The 14,701-nt window shown below is 69.3% G+C and carries 12 protein-coding genes; 3 read left to right on the top strand and 9 right to left on the bottom strand.

The annotated features are described in order from the left end of the window. Nucleotides 1–127: 127 nt before the first annotated feature. The 9 genes from K3769_RS24065 to K3769_RS24025 form a co-directional block, all read right to left on the bottom strand. On the bottom strand, nucleotides 128–1,540 hold the full coding sequence (locus K3769_RS24065) for a DUF4407 domain-containing protein (protein ID WP_267028427.1): 1,413 nt from the start codon (nucleotides 1,538–1,540) through the stop codon (nucleotides 128–130). Then, nucleotides 1,533–2,612 carry a hypothetical protein gene (locus K3769_RS24060; protein ID WP_267028426.1) on the bottom strand — a complete coding sequence of 360 codons (1,080 nt, stop codon included), beginning with the start codon at nucleotides 2,610–2,612 and terminating at the stop codon, nucleotides 1,533–1,535. The genes K3769_RS24065 and K3769_RS24060 overlap by 8 nt, the downstream gene beginning before the upstream one ends. Continuing rightward, entirely contained in the window at nucleotides 2,609–4,927 is a 2,319-nt protein-coding gene (locus tag K3769_RS24055) for a hypothetical protein (RefSeq protein ID WP_267028425.1), read from the bottom strand. The genes K3769_RS24060 and K3769_RS24055 overlap by 4 nt, the downstream gene beginning before the upstream one ends. Beyond that, nucleotides 4,920–5,705 carry a hypothetical protein gene (locus K3769_RS24050; RefSeq protein ID WP_267028424.1) on the bottom strand — a complete coding sequence of 262 codons (786 nt, stop codon included), beginning with the start codon at nucleotides 5,703–5,705 and terminating at the stop codon, nucleotides 4,920–4,922. Before K3769_RS24050 ends, K3769_RS24055 begins: the two co-directional genes overlap by 8 nt. A 121-nt stretch (nucleotides 5,706–5,826) precedes the next feature. Continuing rightward, nucleotides 5,827–6,534: a Crp/Fnr family transcriptional regulator gene (locus tag K3769_RS24045; protein WP_267028423.1), complete on the bottom strand. Its 708-nt coding sequence runs from the start codon at nucleotides 6,532–6,534 to the stop codon at nucleotides 5,827–5,829. Between the two features lie 257 nt (nucleotides 6,535–6,791). Beyond that, entirely contained in the window at nucleotides 6,792–7,280 is a 489-nt protein-coding gene (locus tag K3769_RS24040) for a hypothetical protein (protein ID WP_267028422.1), read from the bottom strand. 36 nt (nucleotides 7,281–7,316) lie between these two features. Beyond that, nucleotides 7,317–7,637, bottom strand: a complete 321-nt coding sequence (locus tag K3769_RS24035) for a hypothetical protein (protein WP_267028421.1) — start codon at nucleotides 7,635–7,637, stop codon at nucleotides 7,317–7,319. Nucleotides 7,638–7,689: 52 nt separating this feature from the next. After that, nucleotides 7,690–8,412 (bottom strand): TIGR03943 family putative permease subunit, encoded by a 723-nt coding sequence (locus tag K3769_RS24030; protein ID WP_267028420.1) that lies wholly within the window; start codon nucleotides 8,410–8,412, stop codon nucleotides 7,690–7,692. After that, entirely contained in the window at nucleotides 8,409–9,458 is a 1,050-nt protein-coding gene (locus K3769_RS24025) for a permease (RefSeq protein WP_372515019.1), read from the bottom strand. Before K3769_RS24025 ends, K3769_RS24030 begins: the two co-directional genes overlap by 4 nt. A 294-nt stretch (nucleotides 9,459–9,752) precedes the next feature. On the opposite strand from K3769_RS24025, the gene K3769_RS24020 reads away from it, so the two are divergent. The 3 genes from K3769_RS24020 (at nucleotide 9,753) to K3769_RS24010 (ending at nucleotide 14,695) form a co-directional block, all read left to right on the top strand. Continuing rightward, nucleotides 9,753–11,822: an NAD-binding protein gene (locus K3769_RS24020; RefSeq protein WP_267028419.1), complete on the top strand. Its 2,070-nt coding sequence runs from the start codon at nucleotides 9,753–9,755 to the stop codon at nucleotides 11,820–11,822. 124 nt (nucleotides 11,823–11,946) lie between these two features. Beyond that, a complete protein-coding gene (locus K3769_RS24015; protein ID WP_267028418.1) occupies nucleotides 11,947–13,827 on the top strand; it encodes a S9 family peptidase in 1,881 nt (626 codons plus the stop codon). Between the two features lie 85 nt (nucleotides 13,828–13,912). After that, nucleotides 13,913–14,695: an SURF1 family protein gene (locus K3769_RS24010; RefSeq protein ID WP_267028417.1), complete on the top strand. Its 783-nt coding sequence runs from the start codon at nucleotides 13,913–13,915 to the stop codon at nucleotides 14,693–14,695. Nucleotides 14,696–14,701 lie beyond the last annotated feature (6 nt).

Raw genomic sequence — 14,701 nt, 5'->3', positions numbered from 1 at the left:
AGCTACGACTGCCGTGACGAAGCCGCCCCGGTGTGTGACCGGGGCGGCCATGGCGCCGTTCCTCGTACACCCGCGTCCTCATGTCCCATGTCGCTCTGGGCCGGGCCTACGGGCCAGTCGGTCTTCGTCAGACGCTGGAGCTGCGGCGGAGTTCTTTCTCCAGCGTGTTCACCGCCTGACGCACGCGGATGTTCATCGCGGCGGTGTGCTCTCGCAAGGCGGCCTCCGACTCGGCCCGGTTGCGACGGATCTCCTGCTCGATGGAGTCCTGGGCGATCTCGATGTCGGCCAGGGCCCGGCGTTCGTCGAGGCGCACCTGCTCGCCGTAGATCTTGACCGCGCTGTTGCTGTGCAAGGTGAGCATCTGGTCGTAGGAGTTCTCCCGGCCGAGGAACTTCACGATGACGGGCAGCATGTCAAGCAGGACGAAGAGCAGGCGGATCATCCAGATGCCCACGAAAACCACCGTGTTGCCGCCGGCGAGTTCGTCGAGTGCCCGGATGCGCTCCAGGACTCCGATCTCCTTCTGCTTGGCCCGCTCCTCGACGATCCGCTGCTCGATGCCTTCCGCACGGGCCTCCAGGAAGTCGCCGCGCGCTGTGGTCAGTCGTCCCTCGATGCGTGCGATGCGGTTGTTCATCCCCGCCAGCCGCGTCTCGTTCTTCTCAGTGTGGTGAGTGGTCCGGTAGTCGCTCGCCTTCTCCCGCAGCCGCAGGCATTCGGAGGAGCGCTGGTACAGGCCAGTAGCGGCTATTCGGATCATTTGCCGGCACTCGTCTCGCACCTCGGAGTCGATTGCCTCCAGCCTGTTCGCGTCCCGATCCACCCTCTTCTGGAGATCAGCCGCGTCGGAACGCAACGCGGCCAGCTCGTCACTCTGCCGTCCGGGAGTCGCGGCGAAGGACAATACGTACGTGCTGGTGCAGTCCTCCGGTGTGCTGGTCGCGGTGGTGCTCGGCACGGGGTTGCAGCGGACCAGGTTCGACCTCAGCCGGTCTATGTCGTCGATGCGTTCGTCGGCAACGTGCGCCTCCACGGCCGTCGCGAAGATCCTCAGTACGAGAGGCTCGGCGATCACGACGCCCAGCATCAGGGCGATGAGCAGCCTCAGCACCAGCGGACCGGTCTGTCGTCGCGCGTTCGGCTGGGGGCTGACCAGCAGCCGGTCGAGGTTGAGTACGAACAGCATCCAGATCACCGTCGGGATCACCGCCAGGACGGATGCCCTGCCAAGCGCCTCCGTCGCGAAGTTCCACATGGAGAAAGCCGCGATGACGGAGGTGCCGAGCACCACTCCCCCGAGTGCCGTGTACTTGGCACGCTCGTGCGGCGTCCGGTCGAGGAGCTCCTCGCTGACGCCACTCAGGCCGCGTAGCCGTGCGGAGAAGTTGACGGGTCGGCTTGTCGCGGGGTCGGTGACGCGGTTCGTGCGCAGGCCGGCGAACTTGTGCGTGGGCCTCCGCGTGACATCGGGGCCGGTGCCTTCTGGACCGGTGCCTTCTGGACCCGTGTCGTCGGAGTGGGTGGTGTGATCAGTCAACGAGATCTTCCTCGTTCTGGACAAAGCCTTCACGCCGGTCCTTCGGGGACGCCGCATGATCCTGCCGTGCCGATGCGATGCGGGCACTCTGTCCGGGCTCCATCATGGGGGCTTCGGTCGTGCCCGAGCCGATGCCCGCAACTGCGCCCCTGTCCTGCAGGACCTGTTCGAGGACCTGGTGGTAGTCGACGTAGCCACCCTCGCTGCTGCCCATCTGGCGCAGCAGGGTCAGCACCATGTCGCGCCGCATCTGAGTCTCGGCCGTCTCCTGCGCCCGGGCATGGGCCTGGGCGGCGGCTTCCGCTTCGTTGCGGCGGGTCGCGGTCTCTTCGGTGATGCGGTGAATACGAGCCGCGGCCTCGGTGACGTCGATCTCCGCCCGGGCGATGCCGAACGCGTCCGCATGATTGGACCCCTGGGCAAGCAACTCGGCGATCCGCGCCGTGGTCTGGGTCTCCACGTCCATTTCCAGCTGGGTGAGCTGGCCGGTACGACGCTGGTTGCGTAGGGTTTCCTCCCAAGCGCGCAGGTTCTCTGACGTACTCACTTCGGCGCTGACGAACTCCACGCTCATGCCGACCACCCGCGGCGGCACCACCGCGCTGTAGGCGGTCATTCTCCGGGCCACCTCGGCGCGGACCGCGTTGACCTCCTCCACCCGATGCCCCGCGCTGAGCCTCGGAAGGTCGCTGTCCCCGAGCAGGTAGGCACGCAGGGGTACGACGACGTCGATGACGCCCTGCCGTGCGATGACCGTAGGGTCGGTCACCTGGCAGGTGAAGGAGGCATGGACCGTGAAGTTGTCCGCCTCACTCACCGAGGGAAGCGTGCGTTCGACCTCCACCAGGCGCGCCCGGGTGTCCACCAGGCTCACGGAGGACGCGTCGAGCACATCCGGATGGGACGGGTCGAAGAGCATGCCCTCTGGGAACGCGCGGTAGTTGCCTCCGACCCTGAAGACGTAGACCGCGCCGGGCGGCAACGTCGGGACGTCGTCACGTCGTCGACGCCGTGACCACAGTTTGCCCTGGACGGTGTCCAAGACCTCCTCGGTGATGACCGGGTAGTTCACTTGCTTCGGCCTCCTTGGACAGAAGAAGAAACGACTTGGGTGAAGGGCGGCGACAAGCGCCGGGCCGGGTCAGGTCGGGACCGGCCGTGCAACGATCCGACCAGCACGCGTGCCAGTTCATGGGTGCCCGGGATCGCGAAGTCGGGACTCCGCAGGGCGGTGGACAGGGCGTGGGCGAGGGCGCTCCACTGGGAGGCGCTCGTTCCGGCCCGCATCGCCTCGCCGAGTCGGCGGACGTCGTCCGTCGCGGTGGGGTCGTCCCGCAGGTGCACCAGAGTGCGGCACAGCGCCTGGACGGCCCGGCGGCGGAAGCTGCTGAGCAGCACGGCCGTCCACAGGGCCCCGAGGTGGCGGGCGCTGTCCGGGACCTGTCGCAGAAGCGCCGCAGGAACCGACCCGGGCCCCTCCAGCCTCTCCGCTTCGATGAGTTGAACGACCATGCGCAGGGCGTCGAGGCGGTCCTTGGAGCGTCTCTCGGCCGACTCGACACAGGTGCGCGCGTACCGCAGTGTCAGGAGCGCGCGGTCCGGGTCCTGCTCCGTGGTCTGCAACAACAGCACCAGAGACCGGCGTGCGGCAAACGCGATGCGCTCGCCGCGCCCGGTCAAGAACCAGAGCAGGTTGAGTGCGTCGAGGCGGTAGAGCGAGCCGAGCCTTCCGGTCAGCGCCATGGCCGCGGTGACGGCCGGGCCCGGTCCGTTGTTGTCCGCCCAGCGGAGCACGATGGTCAATACCAGCGGTGCGAGCTGTTCGGCCTCGCACATGAACTGCAGAGTCAGTGCGGCCGTGACCCGTTGGCTCGTGATTCCTTCGGCCCAGTTCCGCAGCAGGTACTCCTCGACCTCGGCCGGCCCGTACCTGGCGAGCATCGCCGTGCCACGGGCGACCTCCGTACGAGCGTCGAGGTCGGGCAGCCTGGACAGGTCGCCCAGCCACTGCCGCAGCGGGTACCACAGCTCGTATCCGTACAAGCTGTGCAGTTCACAGATGACGAGGTCACGGATGCGGGGCGAGGTGAAGACGAGGCACCGTTCACCCCGGGAGTCGCCCTGGCCCGGCCAGGAGTGTGACCGCACTTCAACGAGTTCAACCGCACGCTCCTTCCAGCGGGCGCGGGACTGTTCGAAACTGCCACCTCGCGTCGGGAGCGGAGTGACGGGCTCCTGCTCGGTGACGGGTGTCTCACCGTGCAATTCCCAGTTGCGCATGTGGGCAAAGAGCAGAGAGGTCGCCTTCTCGAACGTCCGCTCAGGGACCCCCTCCAAGAAGGCGAGCGCGGCCACCGGCAGCAGGTCGTCTGCGCCCGGCCGGCCCTGGAACCATTCATGGACGCATTTGCTGTCGCTGTCCCGGAGTGTTTCGAGGGCCGTCAGAGGGCTTTGGGAGAGGGCGACCGCCGCGGCCACGACATCCGCTGGACGTCGCTTCTCGGCCACGCTCTCCAGTAGCTCCTTCTCCGTCTCCGGGTCGATCTCGACGTACGGCAGCTTGTCCCGGCAGTACTGGAACAATTGCACCGCGTCCGGGGTGTGCCACGGAACGCAGTGGTCCTTGAGCGCCAGGCGTCGCAGAGACGTGTCGTCCGTGGTGATCACCAGGAAAGCGCCCTTGCGCTGCAACTCTTCGCTCAGCCGTCCGATCTCGTAGGCCTGTACGGCCACGATGTTCGTCTCGCCGACGTAGTCTCGGATGACGTACGCGTGGCCCGGCTCAATGGCGGCCGTCGCGGCCAGATCGGCCAACGCGTTGGCGGGAGACAGGCTGCGCAGTGGTACGACGTCGCCGGCGATCCTTCTGAGCAGCGCCAAGGCGCCGGCGCCGCGACCGGTGTCGTCCTGACCGGTCAGGACGACGAGAGAGTCGCTCTCCAGTCTGCCTAGCGCCTCCCTGAAGCAGGGTTCGGGGCGAACGTAGTAGCGCAGCGCCTCATCCACCGCCTCCGGTGCCACGATGCCGGGCACCAGCCCAGGCGCAGAGGTTGCGGCGAACCCGAAGGCTGCGCCGGAGGCATCCACCGAGGCGTAGAAGTTGTTGTAGACGCGCTGCTGGACCTGCCGGAGCTCTTCGTACCCCTTACCGTCCTCCTCGCCCTCCTGCTGCTCGGCCTTGCGCTTCCCGTGGACCCGGTCCCGCGCTTGGTCGTCGTACTCAACCTGCTCCCGTACCGTGCCACCATCCGTGGCGCGAGCGTCGCCACCCCCTTTCGGTGACACCGCTGGTCTGTCCTCGTCGACGGGTGTGACAGGTGTGACCGGCGGTACGTCCCAGCCGTCGTTCGTGTTGGGACGGCCCAAGTCGTCGGCGCCGTCAGGCATCGATACTCCCGAAGCCGAACACGGCGCCCCGCGCGTCCACCGGGCCGTTCATGTTGGTGACGTTCATCCGCTCCGCGTGGTAATCGTTGCGGACGCCCGCACCACCGTCCCGGCCCAGCGTCCCTTCGCCCTCGCCCGGCAGGTCCACCGGTTCCGGCAGGGAGTCAGTGGCCCGGTGCGGGTCATCGGTGGCAGGCCGGTCGGCGGAACCGCGGTCTCCACCCGTGGCAGGCGGCGCGCCGATCACGGGCACCGTGAGCCACGCGGTGGATTCGTACTCCTTCACCTTGACGGTGACGCGGCTGAAGTCCGATGCCCGCAGTGTGGTGTGGCCGCCCGCCACGGTGGAGCGGAAGACCTCGTCGGACAGCAGCAACGCCAAGTCGGCCGTTGCGTATGCGTCCAACGCTTCGTAGAGCGGCCGGGAGTTGAGCAGACGTGCCGTGGCGACCACCGCTGTTCCCGCAAAACCGTTGTCGGCGAGTTCCACGGGGCCGTGGTGCATGGCAGCGCGCAACCGCATGCGGGCCGCCGACGTCCGCTGCTCGTTGTAGTGACGGAGTTCCGAGGCGAGGTGACGGAAGTAGTCGTCGACCAGGCGCGGTTCGTCGCCATTCATGGGCAGGACGGCGAGCTGCTCGTCGCCCTTCAGCTGGATATGCCACTCCGAACGACTCAGTCCGGCGCTTCTGGCCGCCCTGTCGAGAATGCGTGGCAGATCATGTTGCGTTTCTGACTGACTTCGATCGTTCTTGCTTCCGTAGGACTGTGCGTCCACGGCTATACAGGTACAGGGGTAGTACCCGTGCCACTCAACCACCCGATCATCCTCTCTGGGCAGGCACTGTGCGCAATGCGCTGACCAGAGGCTAGGAGATGCGGCCGAAACTGATCCCGTCTCAGTACGGGTTCTCTCCCCCAAGTTTGGCGAATTCCAGCAACCTGGGCACGTCACAGATGGTGATGTTTCGGTAACTGCATTGCACGAGCCCCAACGCCGTCAGGGTGGCCAGGCTCTTTTCGGCCGTCGGCAGTGCGAGCCCAGCCAGCGACGCCAGCTCCTTCTGGGTCAGCGTGACGTCAAGGACACGCCGCTTGCCGCCCTCGCCCGGCATCGGCTGGGCGTACGCCTGGCCCAACTCAGCGAGCACCCGGGCGAATCGGGTGGGCGCGTCGTAGGACCGGTAGTCGATCCGGCGACGATTGGCCCAGCGCAGCCTCGCACTCAGCATCCGCAGGACCGCCTTCATCGCGTCAGGCTTCTGGGCCAGGAAGGTTTCCAAAGAATGGAGTTGAATGATCCGCGCGGTCACCTCATTACATGCCACCACCGTGCCGGACCTGGGTAGGTTCTCGAACGCCGCCATCTCACCCACCAGATCACCCGCTATACGGACGGCGAGAAGCACATTGTCCCCACTTTCGGAGCTGGCCGTCACCTTGACCACACCGCGAGTGAGCAGCAGTACGTGACGGCTCAAGTCACCCTGCTGCAACAGCGACTGATGAGGAGAGTAGTTTCTCTCAATTCCCAACTGGAGAAGTTCGCTCCGACTCGCTTCTCGTAGCCTGCTGAGGAAAGTGGACGTCGACCACTCGTGGTTCACCCCGCACCCCCGAAAATTCCACTCCGCGGCGAATCACGCCATACGAGCGACCCGACCATGGTGCCGCGCAGGCCTCGTCGGCAAGGCATCCGACGCCAATATGGCCTGTTAATTTGCACAACAGCTCAAATTGATCGAACAGGCAGCCTGAACCCCGAGGGAACGTGGACGGAGCGGTGCGTGGTTCGTAATGCCGGCGCCAACTGCCTCGATCCCGGCTGAGCCGTTCTCCGGGCAGAAAGAAAACGGGGCCCCGGTTACGGAGCCCCGCTTCTCAGCACCGGTCTCAAGCCAGGTCGCGACCGCCACCCCCGTGAACGTCGTTCCGGGGTCTGAGGGGGTCGTGAAGGGGCGTTGACCAGGTACAGGCGGTTGGCGAAGCGGGCCGCTGTGGTGGGGACGTCGAAGCGGGGGTCCGTGATCGTGCCGGTCAGGGTGGCCGTCGTGGACTTCGGGTTCAGGTGGAACACGCTGATCGTGTTCAGGCGGTTCTGGACCACGTACAGGGTGCGGCCGATGCGGTACAGGCTGTCGCCGTTCACGACGTCCGGTGCACCGACCAGGGTGATGCGTGTGGCGTAGCCCGTCCGGACACTTACCTTGTACAGCTCTCCCGGGGTGCTCTTGACCACGATGAGGGCTCGGCCGTCGAAGGTCCCTACGATGCCGTTGGCAATATTGACGTCCGGGAGTTGGACCCAGTCCCCGGTGAGCGGCAGGTGCGTACGACTCCGGAGCGGCCCCACGGCACCCCGTACAGCGCGGCCGCGGGAGTCCGTGCATCACGCCCGGTCACCCAGCAACGCCACGTCGTTGATGAAGTGGCCCGTAGCGGAAGTCAGTTGATGTGTTGTCACTACCTCGCCTGTGTGGGAGTCGTGCGTGCGGGCCACGCCCGTGCTGCCCACCAGGTACAGCAGGCCGTCGCGGTCGAGCTTCAGGCCCACCGCCACCAGGCCGGCGGCGCCCGTGAAGAGAGTCCTGCCCTCGCCCGTACACAGGTCCGTGCGGTGGATCGCGCCGTTCGCGCGCGAGCCCATGTACGCGTACGGCTCTCTGTCGATCGCTGTCCTTTCGGAGAGGAAGCCGTCGGGGAGGGGCAACTGTGCTGGCCACACGGTCGGTTGACCGATGGTGCCGTTCCTGGGGCCGCGCTCAGCCGTTCCAGCTTTCGTCGTACGGGTCCCGCGGCGCCTTGGTCGGTTTCGCTTCCGTGACCTTCAGGAACGGGATGATGCCCTCGTTCACCGGGTCCTTCGTCTGCTTCGTGGTGTACGTGCCCGTCACCTCCAGCCATGTGTCCGGGCGCAGGACCGTGGGGGTGTGGCCGGTCAGGCCTATCTTCACCGGTTGCGCGTCCGCCGCGCAGCAGCTGAGCGCCATCCTCACCAGGTAGGGCGTGCCGTCGCTGCCCACCGCCAGGAAGCCCGCCGTCGTGATGCGGCGGTTGTCGAGCGAGCGGCCGTGGTCGTACGCGGCGCGGCCCGCGTAGTCGACGAGGCTCAGGCGGACGGTGTCCCCCGCGGGCAGGTCGGCGAAGCCCCACGGCTGTTTCTGCAGCGCCGTCCCCGTGCGCATCGCGCTGTACGAGCCCAGCGCCGGTGGGGCCACCAGGACGAGCGCCAGGAGCGGGAGGGCCATCAGCCAGGCGATTCTGGGTTCCCGGTGAGGGTGGACCTCCGCGTGGGCGTCGGTCCGTTGGGCTCGGCGTTCGTACCAGACCGTCGCTGTTGCCGCCGCTATCAGGACCACCCCCGCCGCCAGCAGCAACGGCCTCAGCCCCGCCTTGACGTACCGCAGGTAGAGGTCGGTGAGGCCCGTGTGCAGGATCGCTCCGCCGGTGAGGAAGAGCACCGCTGCCTGTGCCTGGCGGTTCACAGGAGCACCGCCCCGACCAGGGACGACACCAGGACGGCCAGCGTGAACGTGGCGGGTGCGAAACGCAGGGCGAAACCGCGGCCGAACGTCGCCGTCTGCATCGCGAAGAGTTTCAGGTCGATCATCGGGCCGACGACCAGGAAGGTGAGCCGGGCCGTCAGGGAGAACTGGGTGAGGGACGCGGCCACGAAGGCGTCCGCCTCGGAGCAGATGGACAGGAGTACGGCCAGGACCGCCAGGGCGAGGATCGACACCAGCATGTTGTCGGCGGCGTACCCGAGCCAGTCCGCCGGGACCACCGCCTTCAGCGTCGCCGCGGCCATCGCGCCGACCACCAGGAACCCGCCCGCGTGCATCACGTCGTGCCGTACCGATCCCCAGAACGCCGCCCCCTTGCCGAGGCCCTCCCAGGACGGGCGGTCCGGCGGGCGCAGCCAGTCCGCGCGGCCCAGCCGGTGCCAGAGCCAGCCCATCGCGCAGGCCACCAGCAGGCTCGCCACGAAGCGTGCCAGGACCATCTCCGGGTTGCCCGGGAACGCGACCGCGGTCGCCGTCAGCACGATCGGGTTGATCGCGGGCGCCGACAGCAGGAACGCCAGCGCCGCCGCGGGCGTGACCCCCCGGCGCACCAGCGCCCCGGCCACCGGCACGGACGCGCACTCGCAGCCCGGCAGAACCGCTCCGGCCATGCCCGCGACCGGTACCGCCAGCGCCGGCCGCTTCGGCAATGCACGTGCGAAGAACGACGGCGGGACGAACACCGCGATGACCGCCGACAGCAGCACACCGAGCACGAGGAAGGGCAGCGCCTGCACGATCACCGCGACGAACACGGTCATCCAGCTCTGCGTCACCGGCGCCGACAGCGCCCCGCGGATCGGCCCCTGGAGCACCACACCCGCGAGCAGCAGCATGGTCAGGACGAGGGGGGAGTTGAACTGCCAGCCCCTGGGCTCGTCCGGCTCGCGCTCGTCCGGCTCGTCCGGCTCGCGCTTGTCCGGCTCGCGCTCCTCAACCCCGGGCGCAGCGGTGTCGGTTGTGGTCACGGGAGAGGTACCTCCGGTAGGGAGGGGCTTCGTCGGTGGATCGCCCTCCACCTTCAGTACGCCCGTTCCGGCACAGCTTCTCATCCCGGTCCGACAGCGGTTCCGGTGAGCTGATCCCTTGCGGCAGGCCACCGTGGAACCGCCCGTACGCGTGCGGCACTCTGTGCAGTTGTGGGGAGCCTTCCGAATCAGAGCGGGTCCAACGATCGCGGGCCGGACAGTCGCGGGCCGGACAGTCGCGGGTCGGGCGTTCGCGGGTCGGGCGTTCGCGGTGCGGACAGTCGGGCCGCGCACATGGTGGTGTGCGGGGACGACGCCCTCGCACACCGCCTGGCGGCCGAGTTGCGTGGTGTCTACGGGGAGCGCGTCACGCTGGTCGTGCCGTCCGCCGAGCGGACCGCGCGGCCCCCGGTCGTGGGGCGGGCCCGCGCCTCGACCCTGCTCGACCGCGTGTCCGCCGCCATGGGCCGCGCGGCGGCGGGCAACGGCGTCACGGGGGTCACCGGCGGGGACGGAAGCAGCGGCGGCGGTGCCGGGAGTGGCTCCGAAGGGGCGCGCGCCGAGCACGTGTTGGAGGCCGCCGTCCTGACCGAGGCCGTGCTCGCCGAGGCCGGGGTCGAGCAAGCCGACGCGCTGGCCCTCGTCCATGACGACGACGAGACCAACATCCGCGCGGCCCTCATGGCCCGCCGACTCAACCCCCGTCTGCGCCTGGTCATACGGCTCTACAACCGCCGACTCGGCCAGCACATCGAGGCCCTGCTCGACCAGGCGTCCGCCCTGGCCATGGCGGGCATCGGCGAGTCCACGGGCTCGCCCGCACCCGGTCTCCTGGACGCCTCCACGACCGTACTCTCCGACGCGGACACCGCCGCGCCCGCGCTGGCCGCCACCGCCGTCGCCGGGACCAGCAAGGTCGTACAGACCGACGGGCTGATGCTGCGGGCCGTGGAACGGCAGCCGCCGGGGCCGGGAGAGGTCGCCGACCCCGGGCTGTGCACCCTGGCCCTGCTCTCGGCCACCACCAACGACCCGGCCGGCGCGGACGGTTCGGAGAGCAGCGGGGAACACGGGCCGCGGCTGCTGCCCGACGAGGCGTCCGTGGCCGCCGCGACCGGCCGCGGCACCATCGTCCTGGAGAACGTGTCGTACGCCGGTCCCCCGCTGCCCGCCGAACGCGGTGTCCTGCGGGGCGGGATGCCCTTCGGGATGTCCTTCGGGCTGCCCCTCGGGAGGCTGTTCTCGCGGCGGCTGCGCTGGTCCTTCGCCGGTCTGGTGGCCTGTGTGGTCGCGCTCGCGGTCGCGTCCATGCTCGTCACGGGCGCCCATCCGCTGCACGCCACCTACCTGACCCTCCTCGACCTCTTCGCGATCAACGATCCCGCCCTCGACGATCCCCTCGGCCGTCAGATCCTCCAACTCCTCTCCGGACTCGTCGGGTTGCTGCTGCTCCCCGTACTTCTCGCCGCCGTCCTGGAGGGCCTCGGTACGTTCCGCAGCGGGACGGCGCTGCGCAAGCCTCCCCGGGGTCTCTCCGGTCACGTCGTCCTCCTCGGGGTCGGCAAGATCGGTACGCGGGTCCTCGCGCGCCTTCGCGAACTCCACATCCCGGTGGTGTGCGTCGAGGCCGACCCCGAGGCACGCGGGCTCGCGCTGGCACGCCGGCTGCGCGTGCCCGTCGTGCTCGGTGACGTCACCCAGGAGGGCGTCCTGGAAGCCGCCAAGATCCACCGGGCACATGCCCTGCTCGCCCTGACCAGCGCCGACACCACCAACCTCGAAGCCGCCCTGTACGCACGGTCGGTGCAGCCCGACCTGCGCGTCGTCCTGCGGCTGTACGACGACGACTTCGCCACGGCCGTCTACCGCACCCTGCGCGCCACCCACCCGCACGCGCTCACCCGCAGCCGGAGCGTCTCCCATCTGGCCGCACCCGCCTTCGCCGGAGCGATGATGGGCCGCCAGATCCTGGGGGCGATCCCCGTGGAACGCCGGGTGCTGCTCTTCGCGGCGCTGGATGTCGCGGGGCATCCGCAGCTGGAGGGGCGGACCGTCGCCGAGGCGTTCCGTGCGGGGGCGTGGCGGGTTCTGGCCCTGGACACGGCCGCCCCTGCCCCTGCCCCGCCCTCGCCGAACAGTCCCGCGTCCCCATCCCCTCTCCCATCCCCACTCCCCTCCCCGCTTCCGCCCCCGTCGGCTTCGGACCGCGACGCCCCCTCCCCTCACCGCCCTTCGGGCCTGGTCTGGGACCTGCCTCCGAACTACGTGCTCGGCGCCGGTGATCGGGTGGTCATCGCCGCCACCCGGCGGGGCCTCGCCGAGTTGCTGGGGCGCCGCACCCGAAATAGTGCACCGGGCCACTGACACTCTCGTGCGGGCTGTGGAAAAGCGCAGTTCAGTCCTGCCGCGAGCCGCTTCGGCCGGCCAGTTATCCACAGGCTGAGGGGCTCGTCAGCGCGAGGTCGTCCTGTGCGTGCACTATGGGGCCATGACTGAGAGCAACGAGGCCATCCCGCACGAGGGAACCATGCCCGAATGGGAGAAGCGCTTCCGGGCGCCGCGGGTGTCCTTGCCGGACTGGGCGGAGGACGCTCCGCACCGGTCCCTGTTCGTGTCCAACGCGACAGGGACATACGAGTTGTACGCGTGGGATCGCGAGACGGGCGCCCAGCGCCAGGTCACGGACCGGCCCAACGGAACGACGGACGGCGTGCTGTCGCCCGACGGCGAGTGGATCTGGTGGTTCGACGACAAGGACGGCGACGAGTTCGGCATCTGGCGCCGCCAGCCCTTCACCGCGGACGCGGACGGGGGCACGGACACGGGCACGGACACGGACACGGACACAAGCGAGGGGTCGGCCGGTCCCGACGCGCCTGCCGCACCCGGGCTCGACCCCTCCTACCCCGCCGGACTCGCGCTCGGCCGGGACGGGCGGACGGCGATCGTCGGCAGATCGACCGACGAGGACGGTTCGACGATCTACGTCAGCCGCACCGGCGAGGACCCCGTCGAGGTCTACCGGCACCGTGAGTCGGCGGGGGTCGGCGACCTCTCGCACGACGGCACACTGATCGCGGTCGAGCACACCGAGCACGGTGACGCGATGCACTCCGCGCTGCGGGTGCTGCGGCTGGACGGTTCGACGGTCTCCGAGCTGGACGACACCAAGGGCGGCACGGCCGAGCTGGGCCTTGAGGTGCTGGGCTTCGCCCCGGTGGCCGGGGACACCCGGCTGCTCGTCGGACACCAGCGGCGCGGGCGCTGGGAGCCGATGGTGTGGGACGTGCTGTCCGGCGAGGAGACGGACCTGGAGCTGGCCTCACGGCTGGACGGCGACCTGAGCGCCGAGTGGTATCCGGACGGCTCCGCCCTGCTCGTCGTCAACAGCTTCGAGGCGCGCAGCGAGCTGTGGCGGTTCGACCTGGCGGCCCGCAAGCTGGAGCGGGTGCCGACGCCGAAGGGCTCGGTCTCGGGCGCGACCGCCCGCCCCGACGGCAGCGTGGAGTATCTGTGGTCGTCCTCCGCCGAGGCGCCGGTGGTCCGCTCGACGTCCGGCGAGGTCGTCCTCGATCCGCCCGGTATGAAGGCCCCGCGGTCGGTGCCCGTCGAGGACGTGTGGGTGACGGGTCCCGGTGGCCGGATCCACGCCCTGGTCCAGCGGCCGGCCGGAGCGAGCGGTCCTCTCCCGACCGTCTTCGACATCCACGGCGGCCCGACCTGGCACGACAGCGACTCGTTCGCGGCGGGCCCGGCGGCCTGGGTGGACCACGGGTACATGGTGATCCGGGTCAACTACCGGGGCTCCACGGGGTACGGGCGTGAGTGGACGGACGCCCTCAAGCACCGGGTCGGCCTGATCGAGCTGGAGGACATCGCGGCCGTACGGGAGTGGGCGGTCTCGTCCGGGTCCGCCGACCCGGACCGGCTGATCCTGACCGGCGGTTCGTGGGGCGGCTACCTCACCCTCCTCGGTCTGGGTACGCAGCCCGACGCGTGGGCGCTGGGAATCGCCGCGGTACCGGTCGCGGACTACGTGACGGCCTACCACGACGAGATGGAGGCCCTGAAGGCGATGGACCGCACGCTGCTCGGCGGCACTCCGGAAGAGGTTCCGGAGCGTTTCGAGGCGTCGTCCCCGCTGACGTACGTCGACGCGGTGAAGGCACCGGTCTACATCTCCGCCGGGGTCAACGACCCGCGCTGCCCGATCCGCCAGGTCGAGAACTACGTGGCCCGGCTCGCCGCGCGGGACGCGGACCACGAGGTGTACCGCTATGACGCGGGACACGGTTCGCTGGTCGTGGACGAGCGGATCAAGCAGGTCCGGCTGGAACTGGACTTCGCGGAGCGGCACCTGGGCGGCTGACCGGAGCGGTGCCCTCGCGGGGAGGACCGGGGCCGGGGGACCCCCTCGACCGCGCTCCCCGCAAGGGCCCCGTACCTTTGGGGTTGTGTACCGGTTCCTGCTGACGCCCCGCTGGTGGGGGATCAACGTCTTCGTGCTGTTGGCCATCCCCTTCTGCGTGTTCATGGGGTCATGGCAGTTGGGTCGTTTCGAGGACCGGGTCCAGGACCATCGCGACGCGGGCGAACAGGCCTCGGCTGCCAAGACGCAGGCTCCCCGGCCGCTCGCCCGGCTGCTGCCCGTGGACAAGGGGACGTCGGGCAAGCAGGCCACGACGACGGGGCGGTACGGGAAGCAGTTGCTCGTGCCCGACCGGGAGCTCGACGACGAACGCGGCTTCTACGTCCTGACGATGCTGCGCACCGACGACGGCAAAGCCCTGCCTGTGGTCCGGGGCTGGCTCGCCGGCGACGCCGACACCACGAAGGTCCCGGCGGCTCCGGCCGGCGAGGTCACCGTGACCGGTGCGCTCCAGGCGTCGGAGACACCCGGGTCGAACGGCGTGCCCGCGGCCGGTGGACTGCCTGCCGGACAGACCGGCGCGATCAGCTCGGCGTCCCTGGTGAACCTCGTGCCGTACGAGATGTACGACGCGTGGATCACGCTCGCCGAGGCCGACCCGGGGATGAAGGCCGTGCCCGCCACGGCGCCTTCGGACACGGGGCTGGATCTGAAGGCCTTCCAGAACCTGGGCTACACCGGTGAGTGGTTCGTCTTCGCGGGTTTCGTGGTCTTCATGTGGTTCCGGCTGATGCGGCGCGAGGCGGAGTCCGCGCAGGACGCGGAGCTCGGCCTCGTCGAGGAGACTCCGGCACGGATCAGCGCCTGACCTCCG

The organism is Streptomyces ortus, from assembly GCF_026341275.1.
GTDB classification, from domain to species: domain Bacteria; phylum Actinomycetota; class Actinomycetes; order Streptomycetales; family Streptomycetaceae; genus Streptomyces; species Streptomyces ortus.
Note: the sequence above shows the minus strand (reverse complement) of the source record. Positions and strands in the feature narration are given on the sequence as shown.

What these genes read in the sequence shown, in the direction of transcription:
- K3769_RS24015 (WP_267028418.1), top strand. Translation starts at nt 11,947, where the DNA reads ATGACTGAGAGCAACGAGGCCATCCCGCACGAGGGAACCATGCCCGAA.
- K3769_RS24055 (WP_267028425.1), bottom strand. Translation starts at nt 4,927, where the DNA reads ATGCCTGACGGCGCCGACGACTTGGGCCGTCCCAACACGAACGACGGC.
- K3769_RS24020 (WP_267028419.1), top strand. Translation starts at nt 9,753, where the DNA reads ATGGTGGTGTGCGGGGACGACGCCCTCGCACACCGCCTGGCGGCCGAG.